General features: G+C 67.5%; 18 protein-coding genes. 7 read left to right on the forward strand and 11 right to left on the reverse strand.

The annotated features are described in order from the left end of the window. Nucleotides 1-54 precede the first annotated feature (54 nt). Entirely contained in the window at nt 55-750 is a 696-nt protein-coding gene (locus tag AC1MFL_RS12420) for a redox-sensing transcriptional repressor Rex (RefSeq protein WP_479810114.1), read from the forward strand. Nucleotides 751-820: 70 nt separating this feature from the next. Here the strand turns inward: AC1MFL_RS12420 and AC1MFL_RS12425 are convergent, their stop codons facing one another. The 3 genes from AC1MFL_RS12425 to AC1MFL_RS12435 all read right to left on the reverse strand — a co-directional run bounded on the left by AC1MFL_RS12425 (nt 821) and on the right by AC1MFL_RS12435 (nt 3,429). Continuing rightward, nucleotides 821-1,684, reverse strand: coding sequence for a hypothetical protein (locus tag AC1MFL_RS12425; protein ID WP_479810115.1), 864 nt, complete (start codon nt 1,682-1,684; stop codon nt 821-823). Nucleotides 1,685-1,932: 248 nt separating this feature from the next. Further along, on the reverse strand, nt 1,933-2,637 hold the full coding sequence (locus AC1MFL_RS12430) for a hypothetical protein (protein WP_479810117.1): 705 nt from the start codon (nt 2,635-2,637) through the stop codon (nt 1,933-1,935). A 243-nt stretch (nt 2,638-2,880) separates the two neighbouring features. Then, the gene (locus AC1MFL_RS12435) at nt 2,881-3,429 is read right to left on the reverse strand and encodes a YceI family protein (RefSeq protein WP_479810118.1); all 549 of its coding nucleotides are present in this window, start codon (nt 3,427-3,429) and stop codon (nt 2,881-2,883) included. A gap of 211 nt (nt 3,430-3,640) precedes the next feature. On the opposite strand from AC1MFL_RS12435, the gene AC1MFL_RS12440 reads away from it, so the two are divergent. The 5 genes from AC1MFL_RS12440 (at nt 3,641) to ccsB (ending at nt 8,774) form a co-directional block, all read left to right on the forward strand. After that, nucleotides 3,641-4,306 carry a histidine phosphatase family protein gene (locus tag AC1MFL_RS12440; protein WP_479810119.1) on the forward strand — a complete coding sequence of 222 codons (666 nt, stop codon included), beginning with the start codon at nt 3,641-3,643 and terminating at the stop codon, nt 4,304-4,306. A gap of 1 nt (nt 4,307) precedes the next feature. After that, nucleotides 4,308-4,928 carry a TlpA family protein disulfide reductase gene (locus AC1MFL_RS12445; RefSeq protein WP_479810120.1) on the forward strand — a complete coding sequence of 207 codons (621 nt, stop codon included), beginning with the start codon at nt 4,308-4,310 and terminating at the stop codon, nt 4,926-4,928. 17 nt (nt 4,929-4,945) lie between these two features. Next, nucleotides 4,946-5,701, forward strand: a complete 756-nt coding sequence (locus AC1MFL_RS12450) for a cytochrome c biogenesis CcdA family protein (RefSeq protein WP_479810122.1) — start codon at nt 4,946-4,948, stop codon at nt 5,699-5,701. A gap of 275 nt (nt 5,702-5,976) precedes the next feature. Beyond that, nucleotides 5,977-7,665, forward strand: coding sequence for a cytochrome c biogenesis protein ResB (gene resB / locus AC1MFL_RS12455; RefSeq protein ID WP_479815450.1), 1,689 nt, complete (start codon nt 5,977-5,979; stop codon nt 7,663-7,665). Next, entirely contained in the window at nt 7,665-8,774 is a 1,110-nt protein-coding gene (gene ccsB, locus AC1MFL_RS12460; protein WP_479810124.1) for a c-type cytochrome biogenesis protein CcsB, read from the forward strand. Before resB ends, ccsB begins: the two co-directional genes overlap by 1 nt. 590 nt (nt 8,775-9,364) lie before the next feature. On the opposite strand, the gene AC1MFL_RS12465 is transcribed toward ccsB, so the two are convergent. Together AC1MFL_RS12465 and AC1MFL_RS12470 are read right to left on the reverse strand one after the other, a co-directional pair. Then, complete coding sequence (locus AC1MFL_RS12465; RefSeq protein WP_479810126.1) at nt 9,365-10,291, reverse strand: hypothetical protein; 927 nt, start codon at nt 10,289-10,291, stop codon at nt 9,365-9,367. 241 nt (nt 10,292-10,532) lie between these two features. Then, on the reverse strand, nt 10,533-10,964 hold the full coding sequence (locus AC1MFL_RS12470) for a PLD nuclease N-terminal domain-containing protein (RefSeq protein ID WP_479810127.1): 432 nt from the start codon (nt 10,962-10,964) through the stop codon (nt 10,533-10,535). Between the two features lie 106 nt (nt 10,965-11,070). Here AC1MFL_RS12470 and AC1MFL_RS12475 point away from each other — a divergent pair, with 106 nt between their 5' ends. Next, on the forward strand, nt 11,071-11,379 hold the full coding sequence (locus AC1MFL_RS12475; protein ID WP_301229706.1) for a DUF4229 domain-containing protein: 309 nt from the start codon (nt 11,071-11,073) through the stop codon (nt 11,377-11,379). A 177-nt stretch (nt 11,380-11,556) separates the two neighbouring features. Here the strand turns inward: AC1MFL_RS12475 and AC1MFL_RS12480 are convergent, their stop codons facing one another. The 6 genes from AC1MFL_RS12480 to AC1MFL_RS12505 all read right to left on the reverse strand — a co-directional run bounded on the left by AC1MFL_RS12480 (nt 11,557) and on the right by AC1MFL_RS12505 (nt 17,571). Further along, nucleotides 11,557-12,438: a 1,4-dihydroxy-2-naphthoate polyprenyltransferase gene (locus AC1MFL_RS12480; RefSeq protein ID WP_479810129.1), complete on the reverse strand. Its 882-nt coding sequence runs from the start codon at nt 12,436-12,438 to the stop codon at nt 11,557-11,559. Between the two features lie 49 nt (nt 12,439-12,487). Then, entirely contained in the window at nt 12,488-13,642 is a 1,155-nt protein-coding gene (locus AC1MFL_RS12485; RefSeq protein WP_479810130.1) for an AMP-binding protein, read from the reverse strand. Nucleotides 13,643-13,652: 10 nt separating this feature from the next. Next, nucleotides 13,653-14,606: a 1,4-dihydroxy-2-naphthoyl-CoA synthase gene (locus AC1MFL_RS12490; RefSeq protein ID WP_479810132.1), complete on the reverse strand. Its 954-nt coding sequence runs from the start codon at nt 14,604-14,606 to the stop codon at nt 13,653-13,655. Nucleotides 14,607-14,627: 21 nt separating this feature from the next. Continuing rightward, entirely contained in the window at nt 14,628-15,068 is a 441-nt protein-coding gene (locus AC1MFL_RS12495; RefSeq protein ID WP_479810134.1) for a VOC family protein, read from the reverse strand. 169 nt (nt 15,069-15,237) lie between these two features. Then, nucleotides 15,238-16,518, reverse strand: a complete 1,281-nt coding sequence (locus AC1MFL_RS12500) for a S1C family serine protease (protein ID WP_479810136.1) — start codon at nt 16,516-16,518, stop codon at nt 15,238-15,240. A 291-nt stretch (nt 16,519-16,809) separates the two neighbouring features. Then, on the reverse strand, nt 16,810-17,571 hold the full coding sequence (locus AC1MFL_RS12505) for a CPBP family intramembrane glutamic endopeptidase (protein WP_479810137.1): 762 nt from the start codon (nt 17,569-17,571) through the stop codon (nt 16,810-16,812). Between the last annotated feature and the right edge of the window lie 48 nt (nt 17,572-17,619).

The raw sequence follows: 17,619 nt of genomic DNA on the forward strand, positions 1-17,619 counted from the left end.
TGAACTGCAGGACCTCTAGAGTGGAAGACATAACGCCACTCAATGGAGCAGATAGTGACTTCGCTGGATTCATCCCCTGAGGCGATGCCCGGGGGAGCAGGGACTGCCGCCAAGCAGATACCGCCCGCGGCCGTGGCCCGGCTGACCATCTACCTGCGCGCCCTCACCACCCTGCTCGGGGAGGGCATCGACCGTGTCTCGTCCGAATCCCTGGCCGAGGCCTCAGGCGTCAGCTCCTCCACTCTTCGCAAAGACCTGTCCTATGTGGGCTCCTACGGGACCCGTGGCGTCGGTTATGAAGTGCAGTACCTCAACCGGCACATTGCCGCGGCGCTGGGCCTGACGCACGACTGGAAAGTCGCCATCGTCGGCGCCGGCAACCTTGGCAAGGCGCTGGCCCGGTACGGCGGGTTCGAATCCCGGGGCTTCGACATTGTTGCGATTTTCGATGCGGACCAGATGGTGGTGGGCAGCGAGGTGGGCTGGCTGCGTGTCAGCGATGCGGCCGACCTCGAAGCCGTGCTGCAGCGGACCGGAGCCAACATGGTGGTGCTGGCACTGCCGGCCGCCGTGGCGCAGGACGTCTGCGACCGGGTAATTGCCGCCGGTGTGCGGAGCATCCTCAGTTTTGCCCCGGTGATGCTGCAGGTGCCGCCCGGGGTCAACCTGCGCAAGGTGGACATGGCCACTGAACTGCAGATCCTTGCCTATCACGCACAAAGGGCGCAGGACCCGGAGGATGCTGACTAGTTTCTAGTCAGCCCGTCCGGCTCCCGCGACCCTGCGCTGGTGCCTGGTGCCTGGTGCTTAGACCTGTTGCTTAGAAGGGCGCGCCCGGCTGCCCGTACGGGTTGGCGAACGGCTGCCGCTTGGCGAAGTACGGGGACGTCGCCGGCAGGTACAGCATGACGATGCCTGCGATGCCCAGGACGGCGGCAAGGGTGCCAAGGCTCAGCGGCAGAAGGCCGAAGATCGACAGGGCGGCGAAGACCGTGCCGAGGATCCGTGCCCAGTTCTTGCCCTTGCGCACGTTCAGGGCCACGAGGGCGTAGAGCCCGGCGCCGATTACGGCGAAAACCACGATGCTTCCGATCAGGAATCCCCTGATGTCCTCGAACCTGACGTCGGCGCCGCTGCCGGCCATCTGCTGATTGAACGCGTTCCGCATTTCGGGGGAGTCGACCATGCCTATCGACACCAGGAGGGAGATCACCCAGATGACACCGGACGCGACGATGAGCCAGAAGGCCGTGTTGACGAGCTGGGGCGTGCCCGTCTTGGCCACCGGCTGGTCCGAGGGGTACTGGCTGTAGGGGGACTGGCCGTACTGCGGGGTCTGCTGGCCGTACCCGGGCTGGCCGTACTGGGGCGCCTGCTGGCCGTACCCGGGCTGCCCATATTGCGGGGTCTGCTGGTTGTACTGGGGCTGGTTGGACTGCGGTGCGTTCTGGCCGTACTGGGGAATGTGCGGGGCGTTCTGCCCGTACTGCGGCGCCTGCTGGCCGTACTGCGGCGCGGACGGGGCCTGGCCGTATTGGGGCGCGGCGGGAGGAGTCTGCCCGTACTGCGGGGCGGACGGCGGCTGCTGGCCGGACTGGGGTGCGTTCTGGCCGTAGCGGGGTGTGGGCTGTTCGCCGGGCTCGGGGGCGTCCGGGTTCTTCGGCGGGACTGGCGGGATGCTCATTGGCGTTCCTTTGCGTGGCGGACTGGTTCAGATACCGGAAACAGCTTCCTGCCCTGCCCCCAGCATGGTTTAGGTCCACCGTACCGCGCGCCGCCGCCCGCGCGGATCATTCCTGAGAGGTATTCTCGGGCGCCCACGCGGAGTCCGAATGAAGCCCGGATGGAGTCCTGCTTAAGCCGGTGGTGCCGTCTCTTAAGCCGGATGGTGCTGTCTGTTAAGCCGGATGGTGCTGTCTGTTGAGCCGACGTTCAGATGCGGCCCCGCATCGAGACGAACCATGCCTGCGAGTTGGGCAGCCACATCAGCACAACCGCAGCCAGGCTGATGATGAAGCTGGGCCAGCTCCCGCCACCCCGGCCCTCGGCGGCGGCGGCGTTGAGGATGGCCAGCAGGAGGGAGATTCCTGCGACGATCGTAAGGGCGAAGCGGGCCCACTCGCGCCCTTCCTTCATCTTGATGCTCAGGATGATCTGGGCCGCTGCGAGTGCAAGTGCCACCAGCACCAGCAGGAGCACCACGAAACCCAGGGGCGGGATAACTGCCAGGAGCACGAATGACCCAAAGAGTCCGATGACACCGCCGAGCAGGCCCAACAGTCCACCGATGAGCCAGATCCAATAGGAGACTTTCAGCTCTGTTGGCATCGCTGTGACCGTAAACATGCCGGAGAACCCGCCGACGGGCATTGCGTCGTTGAAGTTCCGGGGCCGGTCCGAGGGCATTTCGAAGCGGAACCGGCCCGGCGCTTGCCCCTTCGCCTGGTAATCGGGAGGGGGCTGGTTCCCCGGCGGCGTCGAGTAAGCCGGAGGCACCTGGTTCCCCGGCGGCTGGTTCCCACCGGACTCGGGCCATGAGGCCCGGGGCGGCTCGGAGCCTGCGGGCGGAACGTTGCCCGCCGTCGGGGGCTGGGCACCCGGCTGCTGCCGAGGAGGGACCTCATGGGGGTTGCTCATGGCTCTCACTGTAGACCGCGGATGTGCCGGTATCTAGGGAATCGGAGCGTGTTGCGGAGCATGTCGGGACGCCGCGAAACAGGGGACCGCCGGACGGCGCGGAAGGCCCGGCTGCGGCTCCGACAGCACTCCGGGCTGAACGCAAAACACCCCGCTCCATTACACGGACGAAGCGGGGTGCCGGCGGCGCGTGGCCGCCGGCCGGCCAGTCGCCTGGCGACCGGCCGGCAAAGCGTTCAGAGACTAGGCTGCGGGAGCGATGAAGGCCAGTTCGAGGTTGACGGCAACCTTGTCGCTGACGAGCACGCCGCCGGCTTCGAGGACTGCGTTCCAGGTCAGGCCGAAGTCCTTGCGGCTGATCGTGGTCTCGGCGGACAGGCCGGCGCGGGTCATCCCGAACGGGTCGACGGCAACGCCGTTGAATTCGGTCTCGAGGGCCACCGGACGGGTAACACCCTTGATGGTGAGCTCGCCCTGGAGCTCGTAGGCGTCACCCTTGGAGACGATGTTGCTGGAGACGAAGGAGATTTCCGGGAACTTCTCGACGTCGAAGAAATCTTCGCCGCGGACGTGGCCGTCGCGGTTGGCGTCGCCGGAGTCGAAGCTCGCGGTCTTGATCGAGGCGTTGACCTTCGAGTCGGCAACGTTCTCGGCGAGGTCCAGGGTGGCCTCGGCATCCTTGAACTGGCCGCGGACCTTGCTGATGCCGGCGTGGCGGACGGTGAAGGCAATCTCGCTGTGCGAGTTGTCGAGGGTCCAGGTGCCGGTGGTGACGTTAGCGGGAAGTGCCATGGTACTGCTCCTTGTGTCGGGTGGGTCGTGCAGTGGGTCTGATCGTCAGCCAAAGCTTCATTTGTTGAAGTCTCAACTAACTGCTTCACCCAGTATAAACATGCATTTGCATCTTTTATTCCAACTCCGGGGAACATTTCGAAAAACTCTTGAGTTCTACTTCTTGTAGAAGATTTCGTCATTGCCCCTGCCCTTTGAGAAACTGGTACACATGCCCCAAGCCACTGTTCATTTGCTCCGCCACGGCGAGGTCTACAATCCCGACGGCGTCCTGTACGGCAGACTGCCCGAGTTCCACCTGTCCGAGCTCGGGCGGGAGATGGCCCGGATGCTTGCGGAGCACTTCAGCGAGCGGTCCGCGCAGGGGGCGAAGATTGTCCACCTCGCCGCCTCGCCGCTGACCCGCGCGCAGGAGACGGCCCAGCCCATCGCCGACGCCCTGAACCTTGCGATCACCACCGAGGCCCGGATCATCGAGGCCGAAAACTACTTCGAGGGGCTCCACGTCGACAAGGCGGAGATCCTCAAGCCGAAGCACTGGCCCATGCTGCGCAACCCGTTCCGGCCGTCCTGGGGCGAGCCCTACAAGGAACAGGCCGCCCGTGTCATCGCCGCTGTCCACGATGCCCGGCTGCGGGCCATCGAACTTGGCGGCGAAGGGGCCGAAGCGATTCTCGTCAGCCACCAGCTGCCGATCTGGGCCACCAGGCTCAGCGCCGAGGGCAAGCCCCTGTGGCATGATCCGCGCAAACGCGAATGCACCCTCACCTCGGTCACCTCCCTGGTGTTCGACGACGCCGGGAACCTCCTGCGGGTCGAGTACAGCGAGCCTGCCGCCGCCCTTCTTCCCGGTGCGTCCAGCACCCCCGGAGCCTGACATGGCCGGAAACCGCGGAAGCGCGTCACCCGTGTCCCGCCGCAGCGTCCTGACAGCGGGCGGTGCGGCCCTCGCCGTCGTGCTGGGCCTCTCGGGCTGTGCCCAGGAGGATGCGCTGGCCAAACAGGCCAAGGCCGGCGACAACAAGAACTACGTGGCCGGCGACGGGTCGGTGACGGAATTCGCCGTCGCGGACCGCAAGAGCCCCGTTGCCATCAAGGGCACGCTCTTCGACGGCACCGCGGTGACGGCCGAGGCTTTCCAGGGCAAGGTGACCGTGCTGAACTTCTGGTTCGCGGCCTGCGCGCCGTGCCGGGTGGAGGCACCCTCGCTGGAGGCCCTGCACCAGGACTTCAAGAGCCAGGGCGTGCAGTTCTTCGGCGTCAACCTCCGCGACGAGAAGGCCACTGCGGACGCGTTCGACAGCACCTTCAACCTGACCTACCCGAGTTTCAACGACAAGGACGGCGCCGTCCTGCTGGCCGTTTCCGGCCTGGTCCCCCCGGGGGCCGTGCCCACCACGCTGGTGCTGGACAAGCAGGGCCGCGTGGCGTCCCGTGTCCTCGGTGAAATCCAAAAGGGCACCCTCAAGTCCCTCATCGCCGCTGCCGTGGCCGAGTAGCGGACAGGCCACCCGCCGTGAACAGCCCCTTCGCCGAAGCCATCCTCAGCGGTTCGCTGCTTCTTGCCATCCCCGTGGCGCTGCTCGCCGGCTTCGTCTCCTTCCTCTCTCCCTGTGTGCTGCCCCTCGTGCCGGGGTATCTGGGCTACGTCACGGGACTGACCGGCGTCGACCTCCAGAAGCAGAAGCGCGGCCGCATGCTGGCCGGCATCGGGCTCTTTGTGCTCGGCTTCTCGGTGATCTTTGTGCTGCTCGGCGGGGCGTTCGGGCAGCTGGGGACGCTGATCACCGGCTCGCAGAACGCCTGGATCACCCAGGTCCTGGGCGTCCTCGTGATCATTATGGGTGTCGTCTTCATGGGCGGGTTCGGCTGGCTGCAGCGCGACGCGAAGATCCAGTCCAAGCCGCCGGCCGGGCTGTGGGGCGCGCCGCTGCTGGGCATCACCTTCGGCCTGGGCTGGGCGCCGTGCATCGGCCCCACCTACTCCGCGGTGCAACTGCTGAGCCTTTCCGGTGGATCCTCGGCGGCCAAAGGTGCGTTCCTGGCGTTTGTCTATAGCCTTGGTCTGGGCATCCCCTTCCTGCTGATCGCGCTGGCCGTGCGCCGCGGCATCGGCGTGATGTCCTTCTTCCGCAAGCACCGGCTCGCCATCCAGCGCATCGGCGGCGGGATCCTGGTCGGGCTCGGCCTGCTGATGGCCACCGGAGTGTGGGGGACCTGGGTCTCCGAGTTGCAGTACTGGTTCCAAACCGATGTGAAATTGCCGATCTGATGAGCGAGCGAGTGAACGTAGAGAAGAAGTCCCCAGCCCCCGGCAACACGCCCGACGGCACCGAACCCGACAGCGCCGAACCCGACGGCGCGTCCGGCGGCGGCAAGTCCGGCAGCCGGCCCGGTAGCACGTCCGGCGGCGGCAAGTCCGGCAGCAAGTCCGGCGGCGGCAAGTCCGGCAGCAAGCGTGGCGGCAAGTCCGGCAGCAGGCGCGCCGGCGACGCCAGCCCTGTCGCGGCTGCGAAGGCTGAGGCTGTGCTGCCCACGCTGGGCCCGATGGGCATGCTCCGCTGGGCCTGGACCCAGCTGACCAGCATGCGCACCGCGCTGTTCCTGCTGCTGATGCTGGCGGTGGCCGCGGTTCCCGGGTCGCTCTTCCCGCAGCGGCCCACCAACCCCTCGGTTGTCACGCAGTACATCAAGGACCACCCGGACTACGGCAAGATCCTCGACTCGCTCCAGCTTTACGATGTGTACTCCTCGGCGTGGTTCTCCGCCATCTACATCCTGCTGTTCATCTCCCTGATCGGCTGCGTGGTCCCGCGGGCCATCGCGCACTACAAGGCGATGCGGTCCCAGCCGCCGCGCACGCCCGCACGGCTGTCCCGGCTGCCCGAATACGGCACGCTGGTCATTCCCGCCGACGCCGGGATCCCGGCGTCGCGCGCCATCACGGATGCCGCGGCGCTGCTGAAGAAGCGCGGCTACCGCGTCGACGTCCGCGACCGCGACGGCGCACGGCCGTCGTTGGGTGCCGAACGCGGGTTCCTGCGCGAAGTCGGCAACCTGGTCTTCCACACCTCGCTGATCGGCGTGCTCGTGTCCGTGGCGGTCGGCGGGCTGTTCGGCTACAGCGGGCAGCGGATCCTCGTGGAGGGCGACACCTTCGTGAACACCCTCGTCGGCTACGACCAGTTCACGCCGGGCACCAACTTCCAGAGCAGCCAGCTGCAGCCCTACTCGGTCCAGCTGGACAAATTCCAGATCACCTTCGACCGGGAATCCAAGGGCAAGTTCGGCCAGCCCATCGACTTCAAAGCCGACGTGACCACGAAGGAAACCCCGGATGCCCCCGCCAAAAAAGAGGTGCTGAAGGTCAACGACCCGCTCAGCCTCGGCGGAACCAGCCTGTACCTCACGGGCAACGGCTATGCCCCCGTGGTAACAGTCCGCGACGGCGCCGGCAACATCGCCATGCAGGGTCCGGTGGTCGCCAAGCTCCAGGGCGAAAACTACTACTCCTCCGTGGTCATCAAGGTCCCCGACGCCAAGCCGGAGCAGCTCGCCTTCGCCGGCTTCTTCCTGCCTACGGCCTTCGTCACCGACAAGGGCGTCTCCTTCAGTGGCGATCCCGAGCTGATCAACCCGCAGCTGACCTTGAACTCCTACTATGGTGACCTCGGCCTGAACGACGGATCCCCGCAGAACGTCTTCGAGCTCGATGTGAAGAAGCTGACCCCGCTCAACGCCCGGAACCTCGAGACCAAGGGCATCGTCCTGACGCCGGGAGCCACCCACACCCTGCCCGACGGCAAGGGGACCATCAGCTTCGACGGCGTGAAGCGCTACGTCGGCGTCGACATCCACCACAACCCGGGCCAGCTCTACGCCCTGATCTTCGCGCTCCTGGCGGTGGCCGGCCTGGTCACCTCCCTCTACGTGAACCGGCGCCGGGTCTGGGTCCGGACCGGGACCCACTCCGACGGCCGCACCATGGTCGAATACGGGCTCCTGGCCCGCGGCGAAGACCACCGGCTTGCCAGCGAAGCTGCCGCGGTCCGCAAACTCCTCGCGGGCGCCTGGGATCTTGACGACTCCCAGTCCGCTCCCAGCGGGGGAGTGGATAATGGCCGGGCGGATACCATGCTGCCCGGTGCCGGTGCTGAGCAGGACTCCCCGGACCACCCCGCAGCAGACTTCATCCAGTCAACAGCAGGCTCTTCCGAGTCAAAGAAGGATCAGTAATGTTCCCCATCAACGAAACCATGGGCCAGTACAGCGAGTTATTCATGCTCCTCGCGGCAGGGACCTACACGGTGGCATTCATCGCCTTCGCCTGGGATCTGGCCAAGAGCAGCAAAATGCTGCGCGCGGTGGACCTTCGGGCCGCCGAACTGGCAGCCGCCGAGGCCGCCCGTGTTCCGGTGGGTGCCGGCGTCGGCGCCTCTTCCGCGGCTGTTGACCGGGCCGATTCCGATGTGGCCGGGCCCGTTGGCCGGGCCGAGCGCCCGTCGTCGTCCGTGGCGCACACCGCTACCGGGAACGCTGCCGGCATCGGACAGACCGCCGACGGCGCCATGCGCTACTCCGCCGAGCGCCGCGCCCCCGCCCGGGTGGCCGTCGCCCTGACGGTGCTGGGTGTCGCCATCCACGCGGCCGGCGTCATCACCAGGGCCATTGGCTCGGGCCGGGTGCCGTGGGGCAACATGTACGAGTTCCTGACCACCGGCGCGTTCGTGGTGGTGGCCGTCTTCCTGGTGGTTCTGATCAAGCGCGACCTGCGCTTCCTGGGCACCTTCGTGGTGGGCCTGGCGATCATCATGCTGGTGGCCGCCTCGGTGGCTTACTGGACGCCGGTGGGCCACCTCGTTCCCGCGCTGCAGAGCTACTGGCTGATCATCCACGTCTCGATCGCCGTGATGTCCTCCGCGCTGTTCACCCTGACCTTCGCGATGTCGGCGCTGCAGTTGGTCCAGTCGCACCGGCAGAAGTCCATCGCTGCCGGCGGTACCGACAAGCTGGGCTTCATGCGCCTGGTGCCGTCAGCGCTGAGCCTCGAGAACCTCTCCTACCGGATCAACGCCATCGCGTTCGTCGGCTGGACCTTCACGCTGATGTTCGGTGCGATCTGGGCCGAGAAGGCCTGGGGCCGTTTCTGGGGCTGGGACACCAAGGAAGTCTGGACCTTCGTGATCTGGGTGGTCTACGCAGGCTACCTGCACGCCCGCGCCACCCGCGGCTGGACCGGAACCCGTGCGGCGTGGCTGTCGATCGTGGGCTACCTTTGCGTGGTCTTCAACTTCACCATCGTGAACCAGTTCTTCAACGGCCTGCACTCCTACTCGGGGCTGTAGCCCGCACCACTTGTCTGCGATTCGTCACGAATGGCCGCTAAGCCGACCGGCTTAGCGGCCATTTGCGTCAGATGGGTGACCTGGCGCCCGGCTTAGCGGCCATATGCGTCAGATGGGCGGGCACGGGTTCGGCTTGGCGGCCATTTCGGTCAGATGGGTAACACTCGGTGCGGAGCGTTGTTCGGAAATGAACTTGGTTTCGGCCCAGGGTGCTTTCCAGGGCTGCGCTGGCCCGCATGCTTCATCGATTTGCCACGAATGGCCGTTAAGCCATTCCGGTCGGTGCCCATTCACCACAAGTGGCCGCTAAGACGCCCGACTTAGCGGCCATTTGCGTCAGATGGGTGGCGGAGCCTGGGGAGCTGCGTCCGGAAACGAGCGTGGGATTGGTCCGGAAGCGCCTTTCAAGCCTGCGCCGGCCCACATGCTTCATCAATTTGCCACGAACGGCCGCTATGCCATTCTGGTGGGTGCCCATTCACCACGAGTGGCCGCTAAGGCGCCAGACTTAGCGGCCACTTGCGTCAGATGGGTGACCGGGTGCCTGGGATAGCGGCCATTCGCGTCAGATGGGTGACCTGGCGCCCGGCCTAGCGGCCATTCCCGTCAGATGGGTGCGCGCGGGCCCTGCGACGTGGGTCTGGGCCCGGCAGATGGGTCCACCCGCGCTCCGTCAGCGCACTCCGTACCCGGCTCACTGCAGTCGGGTCCAGGCCGGATGCGACCGGGTCCAGGTCCCGCTGCGTCAATACGACAACGCGCCACCCGGCATCTCTGGCGCTTTCATCGCGGAAGATGTCGCTGCGACGCTGCGCCGGATCCGCGTGATGCGCGCCGTCGTACTGGATCGCGATCCTTTCCCGCTCATAGGACAAGTCCGGGTCCTCGATCCAGCATCCGTTCTCGTCGAAGATCGGAACGTTGACTCCGGGCTCCGGCAGACCATGGCGAACCAGCAGCAGCCGGAGCTCGGTCTCTTTGGGGGAGTCCGTGTTGGCGCGCATCAGGCTCCGGGCTCGCATGGCGCGCCGGTAGCCTGTCCTTCCCCTCTTCCCGGCGAGGAAGGCTTCCAGCGCATCGACCGTTGCCAGCGGATTCCTTCGTCGCAACAGGAAGTCGCCGGCCATCACTAAATCATCCGGGCTTAGTATTCCGGCGAGGTCGAACCACGTCCGCAGGGGTGAGGTGCAGCTCACCCAGATGCCGGCGACGATCTCGTCCGGCTCGAGCGACTGCTGATGGCCCACGACATACTTGTGCCGCACGGCCCGCTTGCCCGGACCACCCGTCAGGTGGATGACAGCCAGGTTCTCCAGTGACAGCGGCAGGGGGAAGCCCCAAAGCGCTGCTGCAGACAGGTGGCTCACGACGCCTCCGGTCACAGCGGCCAGGGCGCGCAATCGTTCCAGCAACGTGTCCTCTGTGGTGGCCGCGGTGCGCACTCCATGGCAGGGGCTGATGAGATCCTGAGCGCGGGTTCGACGTCGGCTCAGCCCGGCAGCACGGGCCTGGGCCACGGTGAAAGGCTGGTTTCGAAGCTGCAGGGGAAGCTCGCTGGGAGGTCGCATACCAGCATTCTGCGTCCGTCAGGAGCGGGCTTCGAGGTTATCCACAGAGTGGAGGAGAAGTGGGTCGTGCGACCGGCAGGAAGGTGCGTCGGACGCTACGGTGCTGGCCAGCCGGGGAGGGAAGCCGGGAGGGCCCGGGGAAGGGAAGCGGGCCAGCCGGGGAGGGAAGCCGGGAGCGCCCGGACTGGGGCTACTTGACCTCGTCGGTGCCCTGCGTGTCGCCGCTGCCGCGGGCCTCGCCGGACTCGGAGCCGTGGGTGGTGTCCGAGGCGCCCTTGCCGCCGTCGACCTTGCGTTCCTTGGCGTCCAGTTCGGCCTTGAGCTTCTTGAGCCGGTCGGCTTCAGCCTGGTTGCGGCGGCGGATTTCGAGGTTGCGCAGGAAGTCCGGGTCGTCGTCGGGCGCGAGGGTGTGGCTGTAGCTGGTGCGCGCGGGGGCGGTGTCGCGCGGCCGGCCGATGAGGAACCAAAGGACGGCGCCGATCACGGGAAGGACGATCTGCACGACAATCCAGGCAGGCTTCGAAATTCCCTTGGTTTGGCGCGAATCGGTGCGGATCACGTCGATGAGTCCGTAGACGAAGACAACGAGTACTGCGACGGCAACCACTACACGGAGAAGCATGATTTCAGTTTAGCCGTCGGGGGACTTCCCGGCGCCTCCTGTCCTGCCGGAGCGCACAATGCAGCCCCGGTGGAGAGGGCCCGCTGCCGGCGGCTAAACTTGGGGTGTGGCTTTCCTGAAATACTCCCTGATCCGGCTGGCGCTCTTCGCGCCTTTGTTCGCGCTGTTCGTCTACCTCCAGCTCGGCTGGCTGCTGGCCGTCCTCTGCGCAGGAATGATGGCGTTCGCGATCAGCTTCATCTTCTTCCAGAAGCAGCGCGACGCCGCTGCCGCGTCGCTCCAGCGGCAGTTCTCGGGCAAGGGCAAGCCTTTGCGCAGTGCCGGGGAAGTGGAAGACGCCGACGTCGAAGACCGCCTCGTCGATGCGAACCCGGACATCACCGTCCACACGGACGCCCGCCCGAAGGACTCCTAGCTCCTCACTGGGGTTGTGCAACCGCGGGACGCTTGGCTCTCGCGCGCCTCATCGCCCGCGGCTCCCGAAGCGCACTTGGAACCCGTGGCTCAGGATCGGGCCCGCGGCTCCCGCGCGCCTCGGGCCCGCGGCTCCCGCGCGCCTCAGAACCGCGGCACCCGCGGGCCCGAAGCGCTCCTAGAACCCGTGGCTCAGGATCAGGCCCAGCGAGAACAGCACCGCATAGCCGAGGTTGATCAACCCGGTCTGCTTGAGCACGGGAATCAGGCTCTTGCGGCGCCGGCCGGCGATCATCAGCCAGGACGGCATCAGGCTGGCCGGGATCAGCAGCAGCACAATCAGCATCCACGGCCGGGAAGGCGCCAGCACTATCGGCAGCAGGATCGCGACGCCCAGCATCAGCACGTAGCTTTCCCGGGCATGCTTGTCGCCGAGCCGCACGGCCAGGGTCTTCTTCCCGGCCTTCCGGTCGGTGGGGATGTCGCGGACGTTGTTGGCCATGAGCAGTGCGCAGGCGATGAGGCCCGTGCCGATCGCGCCGATGATGGCGGCGAGGCTGATCTGCCCCGCCTGCGTGTAGGTGGTGCCGAGGGTGGCCACGAGCCCGAAGAACACGAAGACGAACAGATCGCCCAGGCCGAGGTACCCGTACGGATTCTTCCCGCCCGTGTAGCCCCACGCGGCGAGGACGCAGCCCAGGCCCACCAGGATCAGCCACCATGTCTGCGAGAGGATCACCAGCGCCAGGCCGAACACCATGGCCAGCCCGAACGCGGCGAACGCGGCGTACTTGACGTGCTCGGGCTTCGCGGCGCCGGAGCCGACCAGCCGGAGCGGTCCCACCCGGTCCTCATCGGTGCCACGGATGCCGTCCGAGTAGTCGTTGGCGTAGTTCACGCCGATCTGCAGCAGCAGGGCCACCAGTGCGGCCAGGACGGCGTTGAGCGGAATGAACGAGTCCATCTCGTACGCGGCCGCCGTACCGATCAGGACAGGCGCGATCGCGGCCGGCAGGGTGCGCAGTCGGGCGCCTTGGATCCATTGAGCGGCTGTAGCCACGTGTCAGTACCTCGTGTTGGTTTGGCGAATCCGGGAGTGCCCGGCTTATCTATTTTCCCTGATGCAGCTCGGTGAGCCGAACCGTCATGCCCAGGCGGTCCGGTTTGCCGTTGGGCAGCATCAGCAGTTCACCGGCGGCGAGCACGGTCTTCGGGGCCAGCGCGCCCAGTGCCGGCGCCCAGGGGGCTCCCGCGGTGAAGCCCTCGAGGCCCTGCGGGGTGCTGTCCGCCACCGCCACATACGCGGCGACCGCCTGGCCCCACTCGGCGGAGGGGACGCCGGCGACGAAGGCGGCCCGCACGCCGTCGAGCTTCTCCAGCTCCGCCTGCACGTGCGCGGCGGAGACCTTCACGCCGCCGGTGATGACGACGTCGTCGGCCCGGCCCAGGACGGTCAGCTTCCCGGTGGCGTCGATGGAGCCGAGATCGCTGGTGCGGTACCAGCGGACGCCGTCCTCCTCGAAGAAGGCGTCGGCGGTGAGCCCGGGTTCGCCGAGGTAGCCGGCGGCAAGGGTGGCGCCGCCCAGCAGGATCCGGCCGTCCCCCTCCACCCGGGCCAGCACGTCCTCGATCGGGAATCCGTCGTAGACGCAGCCGCCGCAGGTTTCCGCGGAGCCGTAGGTGGTCACCACGCGGGCGCCGGCGTCGCGGGCGGCGGCAAGAAGTTCGGGCGAGGCGGGGCCGCCGCCGAGCAGGATGCCGTTGAAGCGGCGCAGCACCGCCAGGGTGTCGTCCGACGGCGCGTCCAGCAGCCGCTGCAGCTGGGTGGGCACGAGCGAGGTGAAGCGGATCTTGTCCGTGAGCTCCAGGGCCGCAGCGGTGAACGCCTCCGGGGTGAAGCCGCCGGAGAGGTCCATGGCCCACGGCCTGGTGCCGGCGAACAGCGAGCGGACCAGCACCTGGACCCCGGCCACATACTGCACCGGCAGGGCCAGCAGCCACTGGCCCTCGCCCTTGAGCGCGAAGGCGGTCGCCACGGAGGACGCCGCCAGCGCATCCACGGTGAGGACCGTCGCCTTGGGCGTGCCGGTGGAACCGGAGGTCCGCACCACGACGGCGGCGTCCTCATAGCCGGGCGTCTCGACCAGCTCCACGACCGTGGATCCGTCGGTCCCGGCGGAGAGTTCGACGGCGGGGCCCTCGCCGCCGAGGGCAGCGGCCAGCGCCGTGAGGGCGGGCTCGATGTTTACAGCTCTGGAAGTCATGAGGGCCGCCTTAGAAGTAGTACGGGAACTTGGACCAGTCCGGATCGCGCTTCTCCAGGAAGGCTTCCTTGCCTTCCACCGCCTCGTCCGTCATGTAGGCCAGCCGGGTGGCTTCGCCGGCGAAGACCTGCTGGCCGGCGAGGCCGTCGTCGGCCAGGTTGAAGGCGAATTTGAGCATCCGGATGGCCTGCGGGGACTGCCGGGCGATGTCCGCGGCGTACTCCAGCGCGACGTCCTCGAGCCGTTCGTGGTCCACGGCCTCGTTCACGGCGCCCAGCCGGACCATGTCCTCGGCGGAGTATTCGCGGGCCAGGAAGAAGATCTCCCGCGCGGCCTTCTGGCCGATCTGGCGGGCCAGCAGCGCGGAGCCGTAGCCGGCGTCGAAACTGCCCACCGTGGCGTCGGTCTGCTTGAACTTGCCGTGCTCGCGGGAGGCGATGGTCAGGTCGGCGACGACGTGCAGCGAGTGCCCGCCGCCGGCGGCCCAGCCGTTCACGACGGCGATGACCACCTTGGGCATGGTCCGCATGAGCCGCTGGACCTCGAGGATGTGCAGCCGGCCGGCGCGGGCCGGGTCGATGGTCTCCTTGGTCTCGCCCTCTGCGTACCGGTACCCGTCGCGGCCGCGGATCCGCTGGTCCCCGCCGGAGCAGAACGAGTGGCCGCCGTCCTTCGGGGAAGGGCCGTTGCCGGTGAGCAGCACCGTGGCCACGTCCGGCGTCATCCGGGCGTGGTCCATGGCGCGGTAGAGCTCGTCCACGGTGCCGGGGCGGAAGGCGTTGCGCACCTCGGGCCGGTCGAAGGCGATGCGGACCGTGGGCAGGTCGCGGACCACGGCGCCGTCCGCGGAACGCTCCACCTGCCGGTGGTACGTCATGTCCTGGAAGTCGTCGAAGCCGGTCACAGTGCGCCAGCGGGTGGGGTCAAAGACGTCGGACACCTTGGCGGGGATTTCGTTGCTCACAGTCCGAGTCTAGTAATCGCCTCAGCTGATGCAGAACTCGTTGCCTTCCGGGTCCGCCATGGTGTGCCAGGAATGCGGTCCCTCGCTGGCGGTCCAGAGGTAGGTGGCGCCGCGCGCTTCGAGGGCTTTGCGCGCCTCGTCCTTGTCCGCGCCGGCCAGGTTGACGTCCCAGTGGATCCGGTTTTTGACGGTTTTTGCCTCCGGGACCGCCTGGAACAGGATGCGCCGGGCGGGCGGTTTGGCGTCGAGGTCCTCAGGCGGACGGATGGCGGCCCCGGTGCGCCAGACGATTTGGCCATGGTGCAGCTTGGTTTCGGCCTCCGTGGCGAAGCCCTGCTCGATCATGGAGCGGATGAAGTTCTCGTCCTGCGGCTCCACGGCCCAGTCGAGGGTTTCGGCCCACCAGTCGGCGAGCTCATGCGGGTTCCGGCAGTCGACGGCGATCTGGATGTTCAGTGTCATGGAAAGAACCTACGACGTCGGCCCGGCCCGCGGTAGGCGCCCGCGGAGGTTTCCGCCCCCCACGACCCAGCAACGCGGGGTCACATCGCGCCCATGCGGGGCCCCGGAATGGGCCGTAGGTGACCCCGCGTTGCGTGGTTTGGGCGGGGCAGGCGGCAGGTCTTGTGTCTCAGCACGCCGTCGGCGGCCCTTGCGGGGTGGAGGAATCCGCGATGCGCCAGATCGACCCGTCCCACTGCATGAGATAGTCCAGGGCCCAGTCCGAGCAGGTCTGGCCGGAGGGCCCGTGCTCGGCATCCTGGACCGTCCGGAGCCGGACGGAGGCGATCAGCTCCGATCCCGACGCCTTGACGTCGGCGATGTCCAGGCTTTGCCAGAAGGAGGAGCCCAGACCTGAGCGCCAGGTCTCCAGTCCGCCCATCCGCTGCTGCATCTCGGGGCTCAGGATGGCGAAGGCGAGGTCGTAGGCGCCCAAGTTGATCGACTGGCCGTGGAACACCAGGCTCCGCGCGATGTTGACGGCTTCGGGATGGTTGGAGCTGACGGTGACAGCGATGGAGCCGGCCTGACCTGCGGGAGGCACACCGCAGCTTGCCGGCGGCAGAGCCGCGGTGCGGTTCCTCCAGCTCTCGACCGCGAGGGCGGCCTTGCGGCCGTCGACGGCAAACGCTGTGCCCTCGGCACTGAAGTTGTCGGGGCCACTGGTGCCGAACACCCAGGCCCGTTTGGAGCTGACGACGCCGGCCACCTCGCCCCCCAGCGTCAGCAGGGGGCCTCCGCTGTTCCCGGGGTTGATGGCGGCGTCCGTCTGGATCAGGTTGGTGACGGTCCGGGTGCCGATTGTCTGCTCCCGGTTGAGTCCGCTGACCCGGCCTGCGGTGAAGGTCAGGTCGGCATCCAGGGGGTAGCCCAGCGCCGCCACCTCCTCGCCGAGTTCCGGCGGAACGCCCACGAAGCCGAAGATGTGGCCGTCGACCGGACGGGCAGTGCGGATGAGCGCGAGGTCAGCCTGCTCATCGACCCCCAGCACCTCCGCGCTCACGATGTCCGTTCCGACGCTGACGCTGATGTCGGCCTGGTCCTTCACGACGTGGGCCGCAGTCACGATCAGATCGTCCTTGACCAGAAAACCCGTACCGACTCCGCCCCCGTCGCAGAATGTGACATTGATCTTCGCAACGCCGGAGCGGACCGCCGCCACTGTGTCGGACCAGGCTGCCGGCGGCTGGACCGAGGGTGTCGGCGTCGTGGCGGGCGGGGTGGATACAGGCGGGGATGTGGGCGGCGGAGGAGCCGGCGTCGGGGACGTTGCCGCCGCGGTACTTGGCGGAGTCTGGGGAGCCGGGGGCGGGACCGTTATGCAGCCTGACAGGGTCAGGATCAGGGTGACGAGCGCCGCCGGCACCGCGACTGCGGCGGGTGTGGAGCCTCGGGAGGCTAGGGATTTCATGGCGGTCCTTCCCCACAACAAAGGTTGCCGCTCTAGCCCGCCCAAACTATCGCGAAGTGTCCCCAAGATAGCCCATCCGCCCCCGGACGGCCAGAGCCGGATTCGCCCTCATCCCGCCACCAGGATCCGCCGTTTGCCGAGCGGTGCCGCGCGCCGTACCCCGCCGCAGCACGCCCCATCCCGGCAACGCGGGGTCACATCGCGCCCATGCGGGGCCCCGGGATGGGCCGTAGGTGACCCCGCGTTGCTTGGACCCCGCGTTGCTTGGACCCCGCGTTGCTGGTTGGGCGATTAGCCCTGGACTTTTTGGAGCTGCTCCATCACGTCCGGCGGAATGGCGTAGATGAAGACGACCGCCAGCAGGTTCTTGGAGGCGTGGACGAAGTAGGAGAACATCACGTTCTTCCCGGTCCATACGTAGACGAACACCAGGACGGCGCCCATTGCAAGGTAGGGCATCAGCACCGGCAGGGTCAGCTCCTCCTGGCCGACAATGTGCAGGGCCGCGAACAGCACCACCGACAGGACGCAGCACACCCAGAGGTTCACCTTCCGGCTCAGCTTGCCGACCAGCAGGTGGCGGAAAATGTACTCCTCCACAAAGGGCCCCACAATCACCAGCAGGGGCACCATCAGCCACGCCGGAACCTGCTGCATCAGCGACTGCAGGCCGGCCTGGTTGGCGGATGTCTGCACCGGCCCGGAGAGCGAGACCAGGACCGCGGTCAGGATCATCATGGCCACCACGGCCAGGGGGACCATCATCGCGGTGAACCACGGCCTCGTCGCGAGCACCCGAAGGTCCCGGGCGGCGACGTGCCGGACAGCGGCCAGGGCCAGGATGCCGATGCCGCCGTAGAAGATCAGGTTGACGGAGTAGGACGCCACGGCCGGGTTCGGCGAGAGCTGGAGCATCAGCGGGACCAGCAGTCCGCCGGCGACGGCGAAAAAGGCGGCCACCGCCACATACAGGCCGGCCGTGATGAAATCGAGCCGCGAGAACCGGTAAAGTTCCGGCCGCGGGGCGGGTGGTGTGCGGAGAACGGTGCCCATGCCACCAGCCTAGCGCCGCGGCAGGGCTGCGGAGCCAAGGACAGCCGA

The organism is Arthrobacter sp. BG3 (assembly GCF_056680185.1).

Bases quoted from the DNA above. Each gene is read 5' to 3' on its own strand.
- AC1MFL_RS12435 (WP_479810118.1), bottom strand. From the start codon at position 3,429: ATGGCACTTCCCGCTAACGTCACCACCGGCACCTGGACCCTCGACAAC.
- AC1MFL_RS12425 (WP_479810115.1), bottom strand. From the start codon at position 1,684: ATGAGCATCCCGCCAGTCCCGCCGAAGAACCCGGACGCCCCCGAGCCC.
- AC1MFL_RS12430 (WP_479810117.1), bottom strand. From the start codon at position 2,637: ATGAGCAACCCCCATGAGGTCCCTCCTCGGCAGCAGCCGGGTGCCCAG.
- AC1MFL_RS12500 (WP_479810136.1), bottom strand. From the start codon at position 16,518: ATGAAATCCCTAGCCTCCCGAGGCTCCACACCCGCCGCAGTCGCGGTG.
- AC1MFL_RS12440 (WP_479810119.1), top strand. From the start codon at position 3,641: ATGCCCCAAGCCACTGTTCATTTGCTCCGCCACGGCGAGGTCTACAAT.
- resB (WP_479815450.1), top strand. From the start codon at position 5,977: ATGGGCATGCTCCGCTGGGCCTGGACCCAGCTGACCAGCATGCGCACC.
- AC1MFL_RS12445 (WP_479810120.1), top strand. From the start codon at position 4,308: ATGGCCGGAAACCGCGGAAGCGCGTCACCCGTGTCCCGCCGCAGCGTC.
- ccsB (WP_479810124.1), top strand. From the start codon at position 7,665: ATGTTCCCCATCAACGAAACCATGGGCCAGTACAGCGAGTTATTCATG.
- AC1MFL_RS12485 (WP_479810130.1), bottom strand. From the start codon at position 13,642: ATGACTTCCAGAGCTGTAAACATCGAGCCCGCCCTCACGGCGCTGGCC.
- AC1MFL_RS12470 (WP_479810127.1), bottom strand. From the start codon at position 10,964: ATGCTTCTCCGTGTAGTGGTTGCCGTCGCAGTACTCGTTGTCTTCGTC.
- AC1MFL_RS12495 (WP_479810134.1), bottom strand. From the start codon at position 15,068: ATGACACTGAACATCCAGATCGCCGTCGACTGCCGGAACCCGCATGAG.
- AC1MFL_RS12505 (WP_479810137.1), bottom strand. From the start codon at position 17,571: ATGGGCACCGTTCTCCGCACACCACCCGCCCCGCGGCCGGAACTTTAC.